This is a genomic window from Pseudoalteromonas sp. SG41-1, assembly GCF_014164575.1.
Classification (GTDB): domain Bacteria; phylum Pseudomonadota; class Gammaproteobacteria; order Enterobacterales; family Alteromonadaceae; genus Pseudoalteromonas; species Pseudoalteromonas rhizosphaerae.
On the sequence record NZ_JACJFL010000007.1, the window covers coordinates 75,220 to 97,888 of the forward strand.

General features: G+C 40.2%; 15 protein-coding genes. 11 read left to right on the plus strand and 4 right to left on the minus strand.

Annotation, left to right across the window (positions count from 1 at the left end; translation table 11 throughout):
* Positions 1–56: 56 nt before the first annotated feature.
* The 8 genes from H5203_RS06910 (at position 57) to H5203_RS06945 (ending at position 16,713) form a co-directional block, all read left to right on the plus strand.
* Positions 57–4,304 (plus strand): hypothetical protein, encoded by a 4,248-nt coding sequence (locus tag H5203_RS06910; RefSeq protein ID WP_182819525.1) that lies wholly within the window; start codon positions 57–59, stop codon positions 4,302–4,304.
* A 1-nt stretch (position 4,305) separates the two neighbouring features.
* The gene (locus tag H5203_RS06915; protein ID WP_182819526.1) at positions 4,306–8,418 is read left to right on the plus strand and encodes a poly-gamma-glutamate synthase PgsB; all 4,113 of its coding nucleotides are present in this window, start codon (positions 4,306–4,308) and stop codon (positions 8,416–8,418) included.
* A 313-nt stretch (positions 8,419–8,731) separates the two neighbouring features.
* Entirely contained in the window at positions 8,732–9,946 is a 1,215-nt protein-coding gene (locus tag H5203_RS06920) for a hemolysin-type calcium-binding protein (RefSeq protein ID WP_182731084.1), read from the plus strand.
* Positions 9,947–10,363: 417 nt separating this feature from the next.
* Positions 10,364–11,794: a peptide MFS transporter gene (locus tag H5203_RS06925; RefSeq protein ID WP_182819527.1), complete on the plus strand. Its 1,431-nt coding sequence runs from the start codon at positions 10,364–10,366 to the stop codon at positions 11,792–11,794.
* 624 nt (positions 11,795–12,418) lie between these two features.
* Positions 12,419–13,465, plus strand: coding sequence for a 4-hydroxyphenylpyruvate dioxygenase (gene hppD / locus H5203_RS06930; RefSeq protein ID WP_145237345.1), 1,047 nt, complete (start codon positions 12,419–12,421; stop codon positions 13,463–13,465).
* A gap of 153 nt (positions 13,466–13,618) precedes the next feature.
* Positions 13,619–14,932, plus strand: coding sequence for a fumarylacetoacetase (gene fahA / locus H5203_RS06935; RefSeq protein WP_145237348.1), 1,314 nt, complete (start codon positions 13,619–13,621; stop codon positions 14,930–14,932).
* A 142-nt stretch (positions 14,933–15,074) separates the two neighbouring features.
* Positions 15,075–16,232: a M23 family metallopeptidase gene (locus H5203_RS06940; RefSeq protein ID WP_145237350.1), complete on the plus strand. Its 1,158-nt coding sequence runs from the start codon at positions 15,075–15,077 to the stop codon at positions 16,230–16,232.
* Positions 16,222–16,713: a polymer-forming cytoskeletal protein gene (locus tag H5203_RS06945; protein WP_182819528.1), complete on the plus strand. Its 492-nt coding sequence runs from the start codon at positions 16,222–16,224 to the stop codon at positions 16,711–16,713. Before H5203_RS06940 ends, H5203_RS06945 begins: the two co-directional genes overlap by 11 nt.
* Positions 16,714–16,723: 10 nt before the next feature.
* Here the strand turns inward: H5203_RS06945 and H5203_RS06950 are convergent, their stop codons facing one another.
* Positions 16,724–17,197: a hotdog fold domain-containing protein gene (locus tag H5203_RS06950; RefSeq protein WP_145237355.1), complete on the minus strand. Its 474-nt coding sequence runs from the start codon at positions 17,195–17,197 to the stop codon at positions 16,724–16,726.
* A 153-nt stretch (positions 17,198–17,350) separates the two neighbouring features.
* On the opposite strand from H5203_RS06950, the gene H5203_RS06955 reads away from it, so the two are divergent.
* The 3 genes from H5203_RS06955 to H5203_RS06965 are packed head-to-tail and all read left to right on the plus strand — an operon-like array spanning position 17,351 to position 19,667.
* Positions 17,351–18,544, plus strand: a complete 1,194-nt coding sequence (locus H5203_RS06955) for a multidrug effflux MFS transporter (RefSeq protein WP_145237358.1) — start codon at positions 17,351–17,353, stop codon at positions 18,542–18,544.
* A 5-nt stretch (positions 18,545–18,549) separates the two neighbouring features.
* Positions 18,550–19,185 carry a LysE family translocator gene (locus H5203_RS06960; protein WP_145237361.1) on the plus strand — a complete coding sequence of 212 codons (636 nt, stop codon included), beginning with the start codon at positions 18,550–18,552 and terminating at the stop codon, positions 19,183–19,185.
* A gap of 17 nt (positions 19,186–19,202) precedes the next feature.
* Positions 19,203–19,667 carry a methylglyoxal synthase gene (locus tag H5203_RS06965; RefSeq protein ID WP_145237363.1) on the plus strand — a complete coding sequence of 155 codons (465 nt, stop codon included), beginning with the start codon at positions 19,203–19,205 and terminating at the stop codon, positions 19,665–19,667.
* A gap of 7 nt (positions 19,668–19,674) precedes the next feature.
* On the opposite strand, the gene yegD is transcribed toward H5203_RS06965, so the two are convergent.
* From yegD to H5203_RS06980, 3 genes are all read right to left on the minus strand, one after another.
* Entirely contained in the window at positions 19,675–21,042 is a 1,368-nt protein-coding gene (gene yegD, locus H5203_RS06970) for a molecular chaperone (protein ID WP_182759000.1), read from the minus strand.
* Positions 21,043–21,106: 64 nt separating this feature from the next.
* On the minus strand, positions 21,107–21,955 hold the full coding sequence (locus H5203_RS06975; RefSeq protein ID WP_182819529.1) for a DNA ligase: 849 nt from the start codon (positions 21,953–21,955) through the stop codon (positions 21,107–21,109).
* A 34-nt stretch (positions 21,956–21,989) separates the two neighbouring features.
* On the minus strand, positions 21,990–22,646 hold the full coding sequence (locus tag H5203_RS06980; RefSeq protein WP_182759004.1) for an HAD family phosphatase: 657 nt from the start codon (positions 22,644–22,646) through the stop codon (positions 21,990–21,992).
* Positions 22,647–22,669 lie beyond the last annotated feature (23 nt).

Here is a 22,669-nt window from a genome sequence, read left to right on the forward strand (position 1 = left end):
TGCTTACTTTGAGCCCACACGGCTTAGCCAGTAATGACAATATTTTGAGTTCGCCTATGTGGCTAAATGTGACACCTAACGTGCATTTAGATAAATCTCAGCAAGCGATGTATTTTGAAGCTAAACAAAGTCGTTATCTTTGGCTGGCAAAAGGTCAATGGCTGGAGCTGGATAGTACAACATTTAATTCGTTTATTTACAGCTCGGGGACCAGTCACCTTGCCCAGCAGAGACTCAATGTGAGTCGCGATTTTATCTGTGAACAAGCCAAGTGTCAGTTACCGATTGCATCATATAACCGCATTTTAAAAATCACCAATCACCTTGATGAAGGTGTAACCTTAACGGCAATGGTCGGTGAAACAAACCGTCACCGTGATAGCTTCCGTCGCGCCGTAAAGCTACCACGAGCGGTAACTCGTTTACAATATGGTCAAAATATTGAGCATTATTATCACTTTAAAGCGGGCGAAAAAGTAAAACTGTACTTTCAACACGCTAAAAAATTAAAACTAACTGTGCGCAAAGATTTACTAAATAAAGATATTAACGGCAAAGTCTATACCTATGTAAATGAGCAACCGATCAGTGTGCTCGGTGTTATTGCCAGTCGCGCCAGCGAGTATAGTGACCAACACATTGGTTTGGCCAATACCGATTACTTAGCAATAGATAAAGGTGAATACCTAACTATACGTAGTGAAACAGACGCTTATATTAAACTTGAGCAAAATCACAGAGCAATTTTTGATGATCGAGCAATGGATAAGCAACAAGAACGTTTATTTCAACCATATTGGGTTAATAATTTAGACAACACGCTGCGTGCTATCTACTCGCAACACGACTTATCACAGCTAAACAATTCACCTTATCAAAGTGGTGAATTACTTTCGCAACGTCGTTATCAAGATTTACTTAGCACAATTTCATCTCGCGATTTTCTTGTTCCGAAGTCGCAGGATAAAGCGTACTTTAATAGTCAATTTAAGCAGTTTGATAGCTTTAGCGGACTGCGGATGGTTGATGATACTGGCTACCCTGTACTATCAGAGCACTATGCGCAAATACATCAATTAGGCCAGCAACAGCATCAATTTTCTCTAAACAATAAACAGCGCGTGAGAACGACGATAACACTGCATGCGCGCAGCAGTGTCGATAGCCAATTGTTAGTTCGCAGTGGTAACTTAAAATGGCATTTAACCTTGCTAAAAAGCGAAAATTTTGCCGCTTTTGAGTTAAACGTGCCTTTAACAACAACTCAATTAAGCATTCAGAATCTTCAGCAACAGCGCCAACCAATTGAATACGTAATGCAAAGTGATCAATTACTAGATTTACCAAATAATGAATTGCTCTATGCACAAGCAGGTACGCTAAAAGAAAAAAGTAATCTTATTCATAACTTATTGGCCCAGCAAATTAGCCAAATCGGTGATGAGTTTACTGCCGCACTGCTCCCTTATAAACCACTGAAAACAAAAACTGCGGCAATAACTTCCACTGATACTATGCATTGGCAACATCAACTCGGTGAAGCTCAGTATTTAATGGCAGAGCATCCACTTCAGGCACTGCAATTAATTAAAAAATTAGTCAACGTGCCCAATACAGATATTGCAATTAAAGCGTGGCAATTGCGTCTCACTATTTTGATGGCGCAAGGGCGCGACGCTTTAGCCAAAAGCTACCTTGAAGGGCTCTACAAAAGCAGCCAAGAAGTGGCTATCAAATCCTATGCTGGCAATCAGTTGATACAACAATATCAAGCATTGGAGCAAGACTATAAACTGCAAGGTTTATGTGCCAATGCTTTAGATTTATTAGCGCCATGTAGGAACATTTTGATTGCGCTTGCAATCAAACAACAAAAAAACTTACTGGCATTGTGGTTAAGTCATGACTTACCTAATCAAGCGGCATTGCAAACAAGCTTTGCAAAATTAAATTGGCGCGATTACAGCGAAGCAGATATTCAACAGCCCAGCTACGAACTTGATTACCCAGGCACGCAAACGCTTGCCAGCCCAACGGGGTTAATACAAGCACTGGTGGTTAATAAAAGCCAAGCGGTAACATTCAAAGCGCAAAGCCAACCACTCACAATTGCCCTAAGAGCGCGCAGTACCAGTGTTCAAAATGGTCAATATAAAATGAGCTGGTTGTTTGCACAACAGACATCGCAATCATCAAAATCAGCGCAACACACTGTACTGCCAATTTTTTCTGATATTAACTCGCAAACCCTATTACGCAATGATGCTCAACCGCTGTCGATCTCCAGTGACGCGTTGATCACATTACAAGCTGGTGAGTCAGTTCGCTTATATAGTGATCAACAAACATTTATTTCCTATAAAATACTCTCGCAGCCATTGACGACGACGTATAATTATCAAAATATGGCAACCCGCTATTTTTGGCAAACACCATTTATGGCGTTGCTATATGACACCGATATCAACATGCAGACGTTATTGAATAATACCTTATTTAAGTTAGCGGATAAAACGCTAACCACCAATGAGTACACGCAAGTTTTAGCGAAAGTAAATGCCCTGAGCTTACCTCCACAACTCGCGCAGTTATTTTCACGTATACAAAGTTATGGCCAGTGGGTTCCTCTACAAGACTATACTGACTTTGCTGGCACGCAACTCATTGCTGTGGATTCTCAAGATGAGAGTAGCTATAGCGACCAATTACTGCGTACCAGTAGCCAAGGCGGTTTTACGCAAGGATTAGTCTTACGCCCACATCATGATTTACATATTGACTTGAGCCAAACCCGCTCAGAACAAATTCGTTTAAACTTTCATTTTTCGGTCGCAGAGTTATCTGCAGCGGCTGACTTATCCCAAGGGAATGTCGCGAACGTTGCAATAAAATTAGCCACATCGGAAAAAGTTTGGTCAATACAACCTGATAAACCAACTGCATTTGGTTTTAATAAAACTGAGCTAACCGATAATGTGCTCTCGTTGCAATGGCTTAATCCTTATTTATCACAAATGATGACAATCAGCGCACAAGAGTACCGTAATGGTCGCTGGTATGACTTACCGCTTAGCAATAACTTGTTATTTTACACTGTTCTGCCAGAGCGGCATTTAATCGCACAATTACCAGCCGATCGCTTAGTTAAGCTCGAGCAAATGCTCCCAAGCAGTATTGTTGGTGAATTTGAACAACGCCTTGAACGCAGCTTTTTCCACCCAGCAGGTAAAATAGAAGTCAGCACCGACAGCATCAAGCACGTTCGCTTATATACTTGGCAATTGAGTGAAAGCAATCATAAAATATCTAATTTTGAAGCCGAGCAAAACAGCTTCGCAAACACCGTAATTTACCAACTGCCCGTTGCTCAGCGTGCCCTGCAAACTGAGGTCGCACAGTTTCATCCAGACGACTTAAGCTGGCAAGCATTTATTAATTATGACCGCCGAGGTATTTTTGAATCTAGCGAAAACGTCCCTATTCGTCATAGTATGGATGTTGGCGCTAGGTTTCGATTAAGTGACGATGAGAATTGGTATCGTCTTGATCTTACTTACTCTTTGAGCGAACAAGATAGCGAACTATTTTCGATTGATGGCTATCATTCTTGGCAAGATCATGACAGTCCTTGGTACGTCGACAGCGCCTTGCAAACCACATGGCAACCAAGTCAAGCAGACACTGACAGCCAATATGCATTTAATACCTATGTGCAGATTGGTCAGATCTGGCGCATTGATGAAAGTCATCGTCATCAATGGCAAATAAGTCCATTCTACAGCTACAGCAGTGCTAATATTGAAGACTTTTTATTTGATCCTAAACTCAATTCAGACATTTATAATTTTTATCGCGAAGATCACCCGCATGGTTGGCGAGGCGAATATCAATATCGCTATCAACCGTGGGTTGATAGTTACTTTAATTTTCTCGCCGGCAGCACGTCCAATGCCGATTGGACAAGCCTAGATATTTTGCGTTTTGGCGCATCTTGGCATCAATATTATCAAGGGCAAATCTTCCAAGCCGGATTAACCAGTTACTATAAGTTTGCTGATAAACATCGCCCTAATAGCACATGGCAATACATCACCAGTGTAGGTTGGCGAAAACAGCTGCCATTAGGTAACTTTTCACAAGGGTGGATCAAAGTACGTTGGGACCAAGATTGGTTTAGAAATGACCATAACATCAGTCTCGAGTTTTCGACTGGCAATATAGCTGACACCGGTTTTGGTGTTTTCTCTCACGACGAAATTATTTTTGAGTCACTGCAACTCAATCACTTTTTAGAGCAGAATTAATATGGCAAACACCAAGAAAGTTACTCCCTCTAGCGAATTAAAAGATCGCTTAGAACATCTATTGTTTGCTGATATTGCTAATTTTTGGCTGGACCTTTATCGCCAAAAATACCGTCAACTTGTTGATGAACTAGCGCAGTGGGAATTGCTGCAAAATATGCCCGATGGCGAAGATCAGGATATTTGGCTATTGCGCCAAGCAATTGCTTTTTTACGTCATCGCGTAGAACATAAACAGCAAAGTTTACAAAAGTTGGATGCCGGTTATCTGCTTTTTATTGAAAGACTCAGTCATGCAGAAATCAGCGCCGAACGTGAATTCCATATTTTAGATTACGCTCAGCAACTAGGCGCCACGTCTGAACAATTACGCCAAGATAAACTTGCCTTTAATCGTTGGTTTGACGAAGGTGCTGTGATCAACCGTTACCAAGATATAGTCGCTGATATTGAACAAACTCTTAAATTTTTAATTGGAAAGCTTGGCGACTTAAGTAATCGCTATTTAAAAAAATCTTCAAACGATATAGCAAAAGCGTGGCAAACTCTGGACTTAGAGAGCTTCTTTTTACAATTATTAACCAAGACCGATAATGAACATGTAAGAAATGCGCTATACCGTGCCTTGGCGAATCAAGTACAACTGATGCATAACCATGATGGCGATCCAGAGCTAAGTGCAAATTTAATTGAAACCTTAGTATTAGCATTAGAAGAGGTGAATACACCGCATTTAGCCCGTTTGGATATATTAGAAATTTTGATCCATCAACGGCCAACCTACATTCATGCATTTATGCAGCAGCTGATCCAACAAACTGATCAGTGCCAACTTAATGCTGAAGAACGGTTATTTATTTTAGCTGCGTTACCAAAAATTTTAACCAGCCAGAACACATTGAGCCACTTATGTGAAAACCTGTTAATGCAGTTAGCCGAACACAGTTATCCACGAGTAAGGCAAAGTGTTATAGAGCAAGCTGGTAATTTTTCTATCAGTTTTTTACAAAATTTATTAACCGAACGATTAAAAATAGAAACCGTTGATGCCGTGCGCTTTACGTTAGTTAAACAACTAAGTAGCCCGCGTATAGATACTGACAACTTTACATTCAAACTCTGGTGGCAACTATTAAGTGGTAATGAAAGCTTTGCCATTAAACGTTTAACGTTAGAGCTCACAGCTCGTATGATGCTCAATCAACAATTAGAGACAAACCAACCAAATAGCGTTTTCACAACTTATATCAATTGTTTAAATGAACGATTGCAGAGCGAGCCGGTGCTGGCTATTCGCCGTTTTATCAGCCGTACCAGAGAGCAATTAGTTGCATTTGAGCATCAAAATTTAATGGCTGAGTTAGAGCAAGTATTACCAAACTCTGCAACCCTATCTCAGCTCGATAAAGAATTAGATGAAGAGTTACTTGGTCGCTTACTCAGTCGTAAAGCTCAGCAAAGCGAAGGCTACAATGTTAGTAAAAATAAATTAACATGGCAGATCCGCAGTGGTTATCGTTATGCGTTTAGGTTGTGGCGTTTTATACATGAATGGCGCAACCCAAGCACAGACAAACGCCAAAGCTTTAATCATAGCAAAGCCCGAAAACCATCTGCCTTTATGCATGTTCCTAGTTGCTCTGTAGCGGAGATAAGCACTACCAATGTTCCTGGCGAACCGTTATTTGATACTGATGAATACTCAGCGCGGCCACATTTACCGTTACCTGACTTCTTACTCTCGGTACTGAGCCAAGACAATTTAAAACAGACAGCAAAAACCTATACGCCAGATGGTATTTTATTAGTTACCCCGCCAAAGTCATTATTTCAGCGAATTAGCAGTTATATTTGGCTAAGTATTAATATTGATAGTTTAGATACGCAACGTAAAGGTAACGAAATAGAGCAAAACAATTACCTGACAGCACTCAATAAGCACGGTTTTAGTTTTGAATTTAAAGCCTATGGTGAACAACTCGGTTGTACGTTTGATGTAGAGCCAAATATTAGTAAGCTTTATAACAAGCTAAGTTTTTCTCCACTACTGGTAAATATTTGGCTGAATTTTAAAGAGTATCTTTACTCAATCTATCAAAACAGTATTGGTCAGCTTATCTTTTTTGTAGTTGGTTTTATGGTTTATTTTTGGGGACGTCATATTCGCATAAGCCGACGTATAAAAACCGACCGTCAAGCAATTCCAGTCAGTATTGGTGGTTGGGGCACCCGAGGTAAATCTGGCACTGAACGCTTAAAAGCCGCGCTGTTCAGCAGTCTTGCGTTAAAAGTAATAACGAAAACAACGGGCTGCGAAGCAACCCTTATTTATGCTCGCTCCAATGGTGAACAATTTGAAGTGCCTTTATTCCGCCCATTTGATAAAGCCAGTATTTGGGAGCAAAGTGATGTTTTACATTTTGCTAAAAATGTCAAAGCAGATGTCTTTTTATGGGAGTGCATGGGCTTAACACCTCGCTACGTCAAAATACTCAGGCAGTGGATGCAAGATAACTTTTCAACTATTACCAATGCCTATCCTGATCATGAAGATATATTAGGACCAACAGGTATTGATGTGGCTAAAGAAATGGCAAACTTTATCGCCCCCAAAAGTCAGGTTTTTACTAGCGAACAAACCATGTTCCCTATTTTAGATAAAGACGCTACACAAAAAAGCAGTACCTTAATTCAGGCACATTGGGGCGATGGTTATCAAATCACACCCGACATTAGAGCACTTTACCCATATGAAGAGCACCCGGATAATATTGCTTTAGTATGTAAGATGGCAGCCTACATTGGCCTGGAAAAAGACTTTGTATTTAAAGAAACAGCACAGCGTATAGTACCTGACATTGGTGTTTTACAACACTTTAGCCCTGTACCTTTTACACATTTTAGCATGTCATTCGTTAATAGTATGTCAGCCAATGAACGCTTAGCGACCATAGAGAACTGGCGACGCTTAGATTTATTTGGCCTAAGCAAGGATCCAAGTAAACAAACCATCGCCTTGATTAACAACCGAAATGACCGTGTAGCACGTTCAAAAGTGTTTGCCCAGATGCTCGTCGAAGATTTACCGTTTGATAAAATGGTTGTCATTGGTACCAATGTTGATGGCTTTTATAGCTATTACTTGCACGCTTTTGCTGAGCGCTTTGAACGAATAATTAGTAATAATGATTTACAGGAATTAGAATTGTTGTGCTCTCAGCTACACTGCATTAAAGAAGCAGATACAGTTGCCGAAATAATGAATAAAGCACTTGAAGGTAGCTACCAGGCAAAAGAATTTACCGCCTTGAATAATGCAGAGCAATTTACTGATTGGCTCAATGGACAGGCACAAACATTAAGTGAACAGCAGCGGATAAGTTTGCAAGATGTTTTTAATCACTATTTAAGCTATCAACAGATGCGGCCTTTGTTGAGTGATTTAAAAAAGAATCAACATAATTTACAAACAATATTATTGGAATTAGTCAAAAGTAAATGCATATTAATTACTAACTCCAAGGTCACCCCCGATCAATTAACGATCATGCTAACTGCACTTGCGAGGCCTCACTGTCACCAAGTCATCATTGGTATGCAAAACATTAAAGGAGCTGGCTTAGGCTATGTTTATGGCTGGCAACAATGGCAAAAGATTTACGATAGCATAAGTATGCTTTTAGATAACAATTGCTCAGCTGAACAGTTTAAAAAAACCTTAACGCGCTTATCACTGATCAGTACATTTAGTCAGCTTGAGCATGCTTATTTAAGCAGTGCGTTATTAGAGATAAAAAAAATGCATCATGCGCAAAATGAATACAGCCAAGCAGAGCTTGTGCATATTAATGAACGTTTGAATAAACATCAGCAACAGCTAGACAATAAAACCGACAGCCAGCAACAAGGCCCATTAAAAAGATTTGCCATACAAGTGGCTGAATCATTTTTAGATGCTGGGGCTGCTGTTAAACGCAAAAAAATTGCCAACCAAGTTTATAAAGATATCGCAACCCAGCGTATTACTCTTGAAAAAGCTATTACGGTCTTAGGAAAGCTAAATCGCAATCAAAAGCCCGGCTGGTTAACATTTTCAAATAAAGATAATAGCTAAGTTAATCATACCGTAAAAACCTACAAAGCCTTAATTACTAATTAAGGCATACCGACCTAAACAAATGTATTAACTTAATTTTCAGCTAAAATTTTAGTTATAAAATAAGTAAAATATTTTCAAAGTAATTACATTTAGCAAGTCACTGTTTGCAAATGAATTATTTAAAAAAGACAAATAAAGCAGTGAATTATTGCGAAAACGCTCATGTTCAACATTTGACCGAACCCAATATTTATAGCAAAATAGTACCATAAATTGTTAATAAAAATGTTAACAAAAACAAAATGAATTACTTGGTAGGAAAAGTACTATGAAAAACTCATTGTTTAAGCTTGCAACATTACCTTTATTGATCGCTTCAGGCTTTGCAGCAGCATCAACGAACCTAGTAGCAAATGGTTCTTTTGAAAACACTGCAACAATTTCTGGAACATGGGGATTATTAAATCAAGTCTCAGGTTGGCAACGTTCAAACAATGCTAAGTTTGAAATCCAAACCAATAAGCTTGGCCTTATCAAAGCTCAAGATGGCAGCCAGTATTTAGAGTTAGATTCGACAGCTAATTATAGCGTTTCGCAAACATTGAATACTGATGTTGATCATAACTATGAAGTAAGCTTTTATTATTCAGCACGTGTAAGTGGCGATGCAAATACTAATAAAGCAGAAGTATATTGGGATGGTGAGTTACTCGATACGTTAAATTCAACCACCAAAGACTGGCAAAAGTTTACGTACACTGTAAAAGCAAGTTCAGCAGCAACCGAACTTAAATTTATCGGCGCAGGTAAATCTGATTCATTAGGTGCGTTTATTGATGATGTTAAAGTAACTAGCCAATGTGCATCTGGCTTATACGGTATTAATAACTTCGGTACGAATGAAGAAGGATTTGTTTACTTTTTCAATACTGACACAAACACATACTCTAAAGTAACGGGTTTAAGTAACACGGCATCAAATATTGCATCACATAATGGTGTTTTATATTTCATGGAGCAATTAGATAGCTCGACTAAAGTCTCGCAAATTTTATCACTTGACCTTGCTACGAATGAGCAGGCATTGGTTACATCTGCAACTTCGTACCCGATTTACCGCTCTGCAATGAACGCTGATGGCACAACATTACGTACCACAAGCAAAACATACATGTACGATTTTGACCTAGCTACAGGTGATAAAACAGTACTTGGTAAATTAACTTTCCCTGGTGATTCGTTCGCTGATGGTGATATTGCTTATTCAGCTGATAATAATGTTCTTTACGTTCTTACCGGTAAAGCACTTTATACTATTGACCAAGGTTCAATGGAGTTGTCTTTAATTGGTGAGCATGGTGTTGATCAAGCATCTGGTATCGCAATTGCTGCAGATGGCACAATTTATGTTTCAGGACGTGTAAAAGGCGAGAACGCTAAAATTTACCGATTAGATCAAAATACTGCGGCGGCAACATTCATTATGGATGGCCCTTCACATGTTAATGATTTAACGTTTGTTGATAGTAACTACTGTAACTAATTTACACTGTTAATAAGTCTTTATTTAAAGGCCGAGTAATTTATTACTCGGCCTTTAGTATTTGTTACACAATGCCACCTTATTTACCCGCTATACAAAAAATGAGCAAGTGTCATTTCATTACGCTTATTACCGCAAAGCCCCTTAGTGCCTTACGCTGACGCTTTAAAGCCATCAGTAATCTAACTATCGCAAGCACTTCCCCTGCACTGCCCGTGTATGTATACTTAGGCGCAATTGTAGCTAGGATAAGGGTGTGACTCTTACCCACTAAGCAATCTTAGTGAGCAAACCATTACCTTAGCTGCATTAAAAATAATATTCATGGCCACCCGTTCTGTTTGTGTTGAAAGCACATGAACGACCAAAGCAAAAAATATAAGGCCGCAATAATTAACGTTGAGTTAGGAAGTAAATATGAGTTCATTACCTAAAGCAGGTGATTTTTTAGGGCATCCTAAAGGATTATTTCTGTTGTTCGGCACAGAAATGTGGGAACGATTTGGTTATTACGGCATGCGTGCCATTTTAGTACTTTATCTTGTTGCTATTGTCCAAGACGGTGGTTTTGGTTGGAGTAATGCAGACGCACTAAGCCTTTATGGTACGTTCACAATGGCGGTTTATATCACTCCATTATTTGGTGGTTGGTTAGCTGATAACGTACTTGGTCAACGAAAAGCTATTATCATCGGCGGTCTACTAATGGCTGCTGGCCATTTTACTATGGGTATCCCCCACGATATGTTAGCCGGCCAACAGGAAAACGTATTTTATATCGGTCTTGCTTTATTATGTATGGGTAACGGTTTATTTAAACCTAACATCTCAACTATGGTTGGCGACTTGTATAAAGAGGGTGATCAACGTCGTGATGGCGCCTTCACAATCTTCTATATGGGTATCAACTTAGGTGGTGCGCTTGGGCCACTTGTTGCGGGTTTCGCAGCTGCATCTATGGGTTGGCAATATGGCTTCGTTGTTGCTGGTATTGGTATGCTAATTTCGGTAGCGATGCAAGTAGTACTTAGTAATAAGTACTTAGGTGATATTGGTGTTGTTCCTGCCGCTAAATTAGCGCAATCACAATCAACTTCAAATACCAAAGAGCCGCTCACAAAAGTGGAAACTGACCGTATAAAAGTTATTTTCACTATGAGTGTATTTAGTATCATATTTTGGATGGGTTTTGAGCAAGCCGGTGGCTTGATGAATTTATTCGCTAATGATTACACTGATCGTATGTTGTTCAACTTTGAAATTCCAGCGTCTTGGTTCCAATCATTAAACTCAATCTTCATCATTATTTTTGCGCCTATGGTTGCCATAGTATGGTTGAAACTTGATAAACGAGAGCCTAATTCTCCAGTTAAATTTGCCATTGCGTTGATATTCTTAGCGCTTGGCTTTATCACTATGATTTTAGCACTTATGACCCAAGGTCAAGGTGAGCCACTACAGATCAGCATGATGTGGTTAGTATTATTTTACTTATTCCATACCTTGGGTGAATTATGTTTATCGCCGATCGGCTTATCAATGGTGAGTAAACTAGCACCACTGCGTTTAGCATCAATGCTAATGGGAATTTGGTTCCTATGTACTGCTGTTGCGAATAAGATTGCTGGTTTTGTAGGTTCATTCTTAGGTGAAGGCGAAGAAGCGCTTGATAACGCATTGGGCATTTTTATTGATTTAGGCGCTACTGCTGTTCTCTCTGCTGTGATCATGTACTTACTAAGCGACAAGCTTGTTAAATGGATGCACGGTGCTGAAGGTCAACACGAGCCACAAACACAAGAGCACATTTTAGCTGAAGAGCTTGAAGTAGTTGCTGAAAAACCGTAACGTTGTGTTTATTATCTCCCCACAAGCTATGCCGCTTGTGGGGATTTTAGTTGCTCTATTTATATCGCCATGATTAATTCCTGCCAACCAAACGTCGATTTAAGTTACGATATTAACAAGGCTGACTTCAAAGCGCGTAACAAAAGATTATAAATTACTTTTCAACAGCTTCATTAAACACATCTGATAGGCCACCACGCACGTTCAAAGAAACGCTGTAGCACTGCTAGCAAAATGCCCCAGCCATTACTAGTAACCTTAGCTTAGCGCAGAAGAGTTAGTTTTTTAACAAATACGGCTCTAGCGTAAACAATTTATTACACCACGTATATTTAATAAGGGGTGAATAGTTCCTTTATTTGATTATTTACCCCCTTAAATAAGAATAAATTAATTCTATTTATCAATAGGTTAACAAAAGTTTAAGTTACTTAATACAAGGCCTTTCAATACAAATCTCAAAACCAAGCATTAATGCTTATGCATTTTAAAATGATCGTCCCATTTAATTTACAAAGAGCCGTTTGCCTAAATAGCTATCGGCTCTTCCCCTGCTGCCAATTATGGTTAATTATCTGCGCATCAGACACAACAAGACGCAGTGTTTATTGCGGGAGAATTATAATGAGTGAAGTAACTAACCCTTTAGGTTTGGTAGGTATCGAGTTTACTGAATACGCTACACCTGATGCAGATTATATGGATAAAGTATTTACCGATTTTGGTTTTTCAAAGCTAAAAACATTTAAAGGTAAAGACATTGTTTATTACAACCAAAACGATATTCACTTTTTACTAAATAATGAACGTGATGGTTTCTCTGCAGAATTTGCAAAAAGTCATGGTCCTGCAATTTGTTCTATGGGTTGGCGTGTAGAGAATGCTCAACAGGCATTTGACACCGCAGTAGCACGTGGTGCAAAACCAGCGACTGATTCAACTCATAAAGACCTACCATACCCGGCAATTTACGGTATTGGTGACAGCTTAATTTATTTTATTGAGCAATTTGGTGATAAAGGTTCAATCTATGAGCAAGACTTTGAAGACTTAAGCGAACAAAACATTGTTGATGATAAAGGCTTTATCCGCATCGACCATTTAACTAATAACGTTTATAAAGGCACTATGGAAACATGGGCTAACTTTTATAAAGACGTATTTGGTTTTACTGAAGTTCGTTACTTTGATATCAAAGGCCAAAAAACAGCCTTGATCTCTTATGCACTTAAATCACCGTGCGGCACCTTCTCGATTCCAATCAATGAAGGTAAAGGCAACGATAACAACCAAATCGATGAATACCTTGGTGAATACAATGGCCCAGGCGTGCAGCATTTAGCATTCTTAACAGATGACCTAGTAAGCTCACTAGATAAGCTTGATAAATCAACCATTGCCACGCTTGATATTATTCCTGAGTACTACGATACAATTTTCGATCGTGTACCTTGGGTTGCAGAAGATAAAGAAAAGATCCGTGAACATCAGATCTTAGTCGATAGCCAAAGTGAAAATTGCTACTTGTTGCAAATTTTCTCGAAAAACTTATTTGGCCCAATCTTTATCGAGATGATCCAACGTGTTGATGACGGCGGTTTTGGTGAAGGTAACTTCCAAGCACTGTTTGAATCAATCGAGCGCGACCAAGAGCGCCGCGGCGTTTTATAAGCACCGTATTGTAAATTTAAAAAGCAGCGTACTTCGCTGCTTTTTGTCGTTTCATCAATATTATAAATGACAATCTGAATTTCACTGTTTAAATCGCGCTATTCATCACCATATCCACTGTAAAGCGCGACTGACTAAACCAAAGGAAATGTAATGAGTTTAATTAACGAAACCCATGATATAAATTTAACTAGCTGGGTTGCCTCAGCGAACGTTGCAAATTGTGACTTCCCAATTCAAAACCTACCATTTGCAGAAGTACGTCGTAAGAACTCTGACGAAGCTTTTCGTGGTGCCGTTGCCATTGGCGACCAAGTTATCGACCTTGCCAAAGTAAACGAGTTAGCTATTTTCTCAGGCGATGCACAAACAGCCATAGCAGCAGCAAGCCAAGCAACATTAAATGAATTTATGGGTCTTGGTCAGCAATATTGGTCAGCGCTACGTTTAGCATTATCTAAAGCATTACGCGAAGGCGCCGCTGAACAAGCTAAGTTAAGCGACGCATTAATTGCCCAAGCAGACATTGAGTTTGCATTGCCATGTCGTATTGGCGATTACACTGACTTTTACACATCTATCTATCATGCAACAGCAGTCGGTAGCTTATTCCGTCCTGACAACCCGTTACTGCCTAACTATAAATGGGTACCCATTGGTTACCATGGCCGTTCTTCATCAATTGATGTGTCAGGTCAAACCTTTCATCGCCCAAATGGTCAAACTAAGGCGCCAGACGCTGAAGTACCATCGCTTGGTCCGTGTAAACGTTTAGATTATGAGTTAGAGCTAGGCATTTATTTAGGTAAAGGTAATGAATTAGGTGATGCCATTGCTATCGAAAACGCTGAAAACCATGTATTTGGTTTTTGTGTATTCAATGACTGGTCAGCACGTGACTTACAGGCATGGGAATACCAACCATTAGGTCCATTCCTTGCGAAAAACTTTGCTTCAACTGTATCACCGTGGATTGTAACCACCGAAGCATTAGCACCTTATAAAACATCATGGACTCGTGATGAAAATGACCCACAACCATTAGATTATTTAGAATCAAGCCAAAACCGTGAGCTTGGCGCCTTTGATATAAAAATGGACGTGCAAATTGAGACCGCTAAAATGCGTGAACAAGGTGCTGCACCTTCATTAGTATCTAAATCAAGTTTCAAACATTCATACTGGACAGTGGCACAAATGGTGACTCATCACACAGTAAATGGTTGTAACTTTATGCCAGGTGATATGCTGGGCTCAGGTACGCAATCAGGTCCGACTCATGAAGAAGCCGGTTCATTACTTGAACTGTCTCGTGGTGGTAAAGAAAAAATCACCCTTAATAACGGTGAACAACGCAGCTTTTTAGAAGATGGCGACAACGTTATTATGCGTGGTTGGTGTGAAAAAGCCGGTTTTGCTCGTATCGGTTTTGGCTGCGTAGAAGGAACGGTTCTTCCTGCTAAGTAACTAAGTTGTAAACATTTATTAAATGTATTTATTATAAGGAGGCGACCAACGCCTCCTTTTTTAAGATTAATTACAATTTTTTACTGGCTTTTTCAGCTCAGATTGCTATCTTAATTCGGTTAATAGCCAGTGTTTATAAGCCATGTCAGCATTTATTAAGTCTTTTTATCACAAATTATTCCCAGCTAGACAGCTGTTGATCCGCCAAAATGGTGAGGTTAAACATGTGATATTAGCACCTTGGTTACAAATATCAGCCGTAGCTATTATTTTAATTGCTTTAATTTGGTTGGCTGTTTCGACCCTGCGAATATACTCTCAAACCAACAAGATTTCCGATATCGAACAAAGCCAATTATCAAAACAACAACAGTGGCAGCAACAAAGTAAAGAACAACAAGCACAATACGATAAACAGTTAGCCCAGCTTGCGGTGCTAGAGCAAAAGCATGCTTTATTGCAGAGCATGATCGATTCTTTACCTGAGTCGATGAGTAATCCCACACTGCCAGCAGCGCCGCCAGAAGGTGAACTCGGCGAACAACAAGAAGAGTTCCACGAACCATTAGTTGATGAAAACCCTAACAGCGCACACACTCTTTCACTCTCTGAATCTGTTAATATCGAGCAACGTTTTGCACTACTCGATAGCCAATACCAACACAGCTTTTTACAAATAGAGCAACAAATAGAACGCCGCCAGCACGATATTTTAGCGATGCTCAAAGGTGCAGGACTTGATACCGCCTTGGCGCGTCGTCTAGATGGTGATATGACAGAAACCGCGCAAGGTGGTCCGCTGGATTTATTTGATGAATCAAAGATCCCAGCTGAATTTTTAGTCATCGCAGATAAACTATTGGCGTTGAATAAGCTTGAAAATTTACTCAGTGAGTTACCGCAAACTCTGCCTGCAGCAAATTACTATATTTCGAGTAGTTTTGGCCTGCGTAAAGATCCAGTGAATAACCGTCATGCTTATCATAAAGGTGTTGATTTAGCAGGTTGGCATAAAACCGAAATATTCGCCCCCGCTGATGGCACTGTATTACGCGCAGGACGCAACGGTGGTTATGGTAATTTTATCGAACTGCAACATAAAAACGGCTTTGTAACTCGGTTTGGTCACTTAAATAAAATCAACGTTAAAAAAGGCCAAACGGTAACCAAAAATGATGTTATCGGATTAATGGGCAGCACTGGCAGAAGTACTGGCACTCACCTACACTATGAAGTATTACTTAACGACAAACATGTCAATCCAGTCAAAATAACAAAGGCGCTTTCTCGTGTTCGGTAAAAAAAAATCAACAGTAAGTAGTTCTGCAAATTCTCAACTAAAAAGAACTAGCCACACTCCTTCGATCATTTCTGAAGATGTTCGCTTAACGGGCAGCTTAGTGAGTCAAGGTGAAGTACAGCTTGATGGTCGCATAGATGGTGATGTTCGTGTTAACCATTTAGTTATTGGTAATACCGGTTGTGTTGAAGGCTCAGTGGTCGCTGAAAGCGTGATTGTAAAAGGTAAAGTAATCGGCTCGCTCAACGCCAGCAAAGTAGTTATTGAACGTTCAGCGCAAGTGCACGGGGATGTTTATCAAGATACTTTAAGTATTGATGCTGGTGCAATTATTGAAGGTAACTTAAAACAACGCCATGAAGCTGAAACGGTTGAATTAATTACCAATAACGCAGAATCAAAGCCGGAGCTTACATCTGCGCTCAGTGAAGGTGATAATGACTTGTCGTTTTTCAACAAACAAGCCGTAGAGAAAAAATAATCGCTTTATTTTACTTTTTCTTAGTAACGTACATCGTAATATCAGCAGTGAAGACCAATTCACTGCGAGTATTGTAAAGCTTCACTGGCACCACTAAATCCTCTTTATCTAGCCATTGTCTTGGCATTGCAATTTCTGCCACAGCTGTGACATCAGTATCAACCTTCGCTAAGTACTGCACCGTCATTCCTTTAGGGATCCAGCGATGAGTTTTATACGGCACGGTAGCATCAACCATCACACCGGCACATAACTCAGCTAAATTACACTGCGCAATAGCATGGATAGTCCCAATATGATTGTGCACACTCCGTCGGTTTTTAACCATTGCGCTGCAATGTCCGTCACGTAAATCTAAAACAGTGGGTTTCATGGAGCCAAAATAAGGAGCTTTAAAACACACTACTTTAGTAAATAACCAATTGCCAAATGGTAGACGCTTAAAACTATGCCATGCTGTTAAAACTGCAGATTTATTACTCATTATTATTTTCCATTGAATGTCGCTATTGCAAAATTAGCACATCAGACCAGTTAGCAAAAGTGCATTTATACTTATAATCTTATTGATAGATGGGTCATATGCCCTTTCTTTTTTATCTTTGCAGACCTAAAATACGCGGCAAAAGGAGCACTCATGCCAACAACCGATCGCCGCAATCATCTTAGTGTTATTTTAATTCTCGCTCTTCTGGTTATATTCTGCCCATTAGCGATTGATATTTACTTACCCGCATTTCCTGATATTGCGCAAGCATTGGCTATTGATGAGCAGCAAGTGCAACTTACCGTCGCTATTTTTATGCTGACGGTTGGCTTAGGTCAGCTTATAGCAGGTCCTTTAGCCGACAAGTTTGGCCGCCGTCCAGTCGCACTATTTGGCATCACACTGTATGGATTTGCTGGGATGTTGGCTTTTTTAGCACCTAGCTTTAGCATTCTGATGCTTGCACGTGCACTGCAAGGTTTTGGGGCTTGTGCCACTTTTGTGGTTGCATTTGCGATTGTTCGTGATACCTACGGCAGTGCTAAAAGCGGCCAAATGATCACTTACCTAAATGGTATTGTGTGTTTTATTCCCGCGTTAGCGCCTATTTTAGGCGCTTGGCTGACTGTGCAATTTGGCTGGCGGATGAACTTTTTATTTTTGGCGGGGTTTGCTTGTGTTGGACTAATGATCACTGCCATATATTTTAAAGAAACACGCCCTGCGGATAGCCACTATGAGGGCCACATACTCGATTTACGTCGTTTTATACCAATCATTAGCACGCCTATTTTTCTTTTTAATAGCCTAATTTGTATGGTGGCAATGTCGGCTATTTTAGCTTTTGTAACATTAGCACCGGGATGGATTATGACCGAGTTAGGTGGATCGGTCAGCGATTTTACTTTTTGGTTTACTCTCAATGCCATTGTTAGCATTGTAGCTAGCTTTATTGCACCATTGTATATCAAACGCCATAGTCAAAAAGCGTTACGCATAGGTATGAGTTTATTAATTTTCTCTGGTGTACTGATTTTAATTCTCGGCCAGTTTAAAAGTGCCTTTGCTTTTATGCTGCCAGTGTTGATTGCTGCGCTAGGCTTTGCACTTAGCTTAGGCTCAGCGGCTGGAATGGCATTGTCACATTTTGCTAAACAAGCAGGTACTGCATCTGCGTTAATCGGTTTAATGCAAATGAGCGGCGCTGGAGCATTGGTTATGCTCACCCAAGTGCTCCCTTTCAATGCGCCCGAGTTTATTGCTTTTCACTTATTATTATTGCTGCCACTGTGGGTTATACTGCTCAGTAATAAAGCACACGCTTATCACCCTAAAAACACATAAAAACAATGATCAATTTTGAATTTTTACTGTCATTTTTAGCCGCGAGTTTTTTAATCGCTGTTGCACCAGGTCCTTCCAATGCTTTTTTAATGGCGCAAACTTTTGCCAATGGCCGCGCAGCAGGCTTACAAAGCGCATTTGGTTTTGCTTTAGGCGGAGTGGCGCATACTTTATTTGCCGTTGTCGGTCTTACGGCTATCCTAAAAGCCTCAGAAGTGGCTTATACCAGCGTACAATACGCTGGTGCTGCCTACTTATGTTATTTAGGTTTTATGATGTTTAAAAGCACATTTATCCAGTCAGAGTGCAGTAGCGAAGATAAACCCCATGTAAACACCAAGAAAAAAACTAATGTTATGTTTCAGGCTATGATGACTGAAGTGCTCAACCCTAAAGTAGCGTTATTTTTTATTGCGTTTATTCCGCAGTTTGTTGATCCAACCCTGTCATCATCAACTACATTTCAATTAGCTTTCTTTGGCTTACTGTATCCACTTTTTGCGTTTCCGATTGACTGCACGTATATTTACTTTGGCGATAAAATTGCAGGCTACTTTCGAGAGCACCCGCAAAGCCAAATTTGGATTGATCGTATAACAGGTGTAGTATTTGTAGTTCTTGCGGTTAATCTACTCATCTAAAAAGAAAAAGAGTCAACATGGAACAAAAACAGCAAACCCTTCCAGCGCAAAAAAATATTGCTTTAGTTGCACACGATGGTAAAAAAGCAGCCTTGCTAGCCTGGTGTAATAAACATCGCGATAACCTCAGTAAGCACACTTTATATGGCACAGGCACCACAGGTCATTTAATTGAGCGAAATACTGGACTTGAAGTTATCAAACTACTTAGTGGCCCTATGGGGGGCGATCAGCAGTTAGGCGCTAAAATTGCGGAGCATGAAATTCATGTGTTGATTTTCTTTTGGGACCCCCTTGCATCTCAACCTCATGATCCGGATGTTAAAGCATTATTACGCTTAGCTGCGGTATGGAATATTCCAGTGGCGTGTAATGAAGTCAGCGCAGATATGATTTTAAGCTCGCCTTTGATGCATAACGAGCTTGAACGGTCATTGCCAGATTACGAGAAATACCTCGCAACCCGACAAGTCATACTATAAGCACCCTTTAACTATAAAGCATACTTGCCCATTTAGTGAGTCCGGCGGTTACACTACCAAAGTGATCGCCGTTTACCATTTTAATATCACCTAAGTGCTCAACTAATGCGGCTTTTATTAGTGGCGATTGCGCGCTGCCACCGGTAAGGTAAATCACATCAGGAACGGTCCCTGCATCTTTAATCGCTTGTTTTGCCAAACTTACTATTTGCATAATCGAATCATCAACCGCTACAGCTAAATCAGCTCGTGATAGCACTTTATGTAATTGCGGCGCTAAAAACCCTAATTCACAGTCATACTCAGTCACTGACGAAAGCGCAATTTTTGCCGCCTCCCCTTGCTGTACCAGCTGATGACCTTGCTTATTTTGCTGCAAATCGATCAGTCGTTGAAATAACTCAGGTGCTTGTACTTCACGTAACTGCGTAAGTAATTCTCGGTGATGGCTTTGACTATAAAACTGGCTTTGTAAGTTCACATCGTTAATTTTACATGCTTGCCAAAATGCTTGATTAGGCAGTGGTAAACCTGATTTAAACTGACTGCCTAAACCAAGCAATGGCATTAATGCGTGATAGCTTAAAGCAATGTCTAAATCATTACCGCCAACACGTTTACCTGTATGCGCTAAAAAGTCATGATCACGGTCACTACTATCACGAAAGCTAGGTCCCATTTGCACAAATGAGCAGTCACTGGTACCACCACCAATATCAATAACCAATACTTTTTGATCGTGATTTAAGTCACTTTCATAATCAATTCCCGCTGCGAGTGGTTCATATAAAAAAGCCACATCTTTAAAGCCAGCTCGTTTTGCTGCACGCTCTAAAATACCAATTGCTTGTTGGTTTGATTGCTCTCCACCCACGGCTTGGAAATTTACCGGGCGGCCAATAACCGTTTGTGTTAACTCTTTTTGTAGTGATGTTTCAGCACGCTGTTTGATTTTTAAAATCATTGCGGTGGCAATATCTTCAAAGAAGTTAATTTGTCCTTGCTTTAAGCCTATAGCCCCAAAAAACGATTTAGGGGATTTAACAAAATAGCCTTCTTCAGGAAATTGCACATATTCGTTAATTGCTTCTCGGCCAATAAAAAGACTTTCATCACCAGGGGCTAGATCTAAGTCAGACTTGATCCGCACCATACTATTGAGCAGGGCTTGGCGCTGGGTTTTAAAATCAGTTTCATAACTTGTACCTGTTAGATGCTGAGCAACAAAATCGACAACTAAAGCACTGTGATGTGTGTATAAGGTTGAAGGGAGGTAAAACTTACCTTGCTCTAGGGGCACCAGCTCAACAGTATTTTGAGCATTCATTACACCCATTGCGCAATTAGAACTACCATAATCAAAACCAACTACCATTACTTCACCACAACTAACATCAAAAGGCCGCGCAATTTAGCATACTTACGGCTTTTTTTAAATGTTAATCAGGATCGCGTTGACGTAAAAAACTGGCAAACCGTGGTAAACCGTTTTTAGTAAAACCATGGTATCGGTATGTCACCGTCGCTCCTATTGCGGGTGGATTTTGGCGCTGTGCGTTACTAAAGCCAGTACCAATTGAAAACTCTTTTCCTTGTGGTGTAACTACTTTTAACGCCCCTAGCATGCCAGTAAATTTGCCTTTTCCTGGAAGATGAGCAATGACGACCGCTTCACTATCAAAATAAGGTTTTAACTTTAACAGCGCATCAGAACGGCCACTTTTATGCATTGCCGAGGCTAAATGCAGCATTACACCTTCACCACCTTGCTGAGTTACTTTATCAAAGTACGCAGATAATGCCTGCTCTGTGGTAAATTGATACTGCTGTACTGCTTGGATGTGAGGCTTATTTAATGTTTTTACTAAACGTAGATAATTTTCATAGCGTACTGCAAAGGGATTATGTTGATCTGGCATGTCAAATATCTGATAGGTGACTTTTTGCCAGTCACTATCCAACGGCTGTAAAGTGCGCACAATACCACTGAGGTCTGCAAAATCACCGCGCTTGGTCCACAACTCACCGTCTAACCTCAAATTAGGTAAATCAGCAATAAACCAGCCTGGCGCATTAATGGCATTGCCATTACGGGTTATCAACTGTGTTCCCATCCAAATCGCACGGACCCCATCAAACTTCTCACTAACGAGATAGTTTTCAATGGCAAGCGCTTTATCTTGTGGGTAAACCTTGGCAAGTTGGGCATCAGCGGTGATCTGTGTATCAGTTGCTAAGCAAGTAAAAGTAATGATCAGCAACCATAATACTGTTAGTCCTTTAAGCATATCGGTCTCCTTGTTTATCACCAAGCAGACTAAACTATAGCTTAGTTTGTACCCATTGCCATAGCTGCTGTAAATTATCCATGCGAGAAACAGCTAAACTTAAATCGTGGCCTAGGGTGTGTTTATTCGGTATTGCAACCACAGCTACGTTTGCATTAGTTGCTGCTGTAACGCCGGTGTGTGTATCTTCAACAGCAATTGCTTGCTCTGCTGAAATCCCTAATGTTGTCAGTGCAAGTAAATAAGGGTCTCCCGCAGGTTTTGGATTTTGCACGTCGTCTTTAGTCACTACGCAGTCAAACCATTCATAAAAGCCATAGCCTTTTAAGATAGGTAAGGCCTCATGGCGTGAACTACCCGTCACTAATGCCATTTTAAGATCGCTTTGCTTCACTGCCTCTAATACCTCTTCGGCAAAAGGCATTAAAGGAGGTAAATTAGTGGTAACAAATTGCTCGAATGCATCATATTTAGCCTGCGCTAACCACTGCGCTGAAACCGATAAGTTATATTGCTCAACCACTTCAATTGCCGCATCTAAGGTCGGTCGACCTGAAAAACGTTGGCAAAAATCATCTTCTTCATAGCGCACGCCAAACGGTGCTAAAACATCATTCCAACAGTTAAAGTGGACACTTTCTGAATCAACTAAAGTGCCATCCATATCAAATAATACTGCTTTTAATGTCATCCTCATTCCTTTATTTTTCAGCA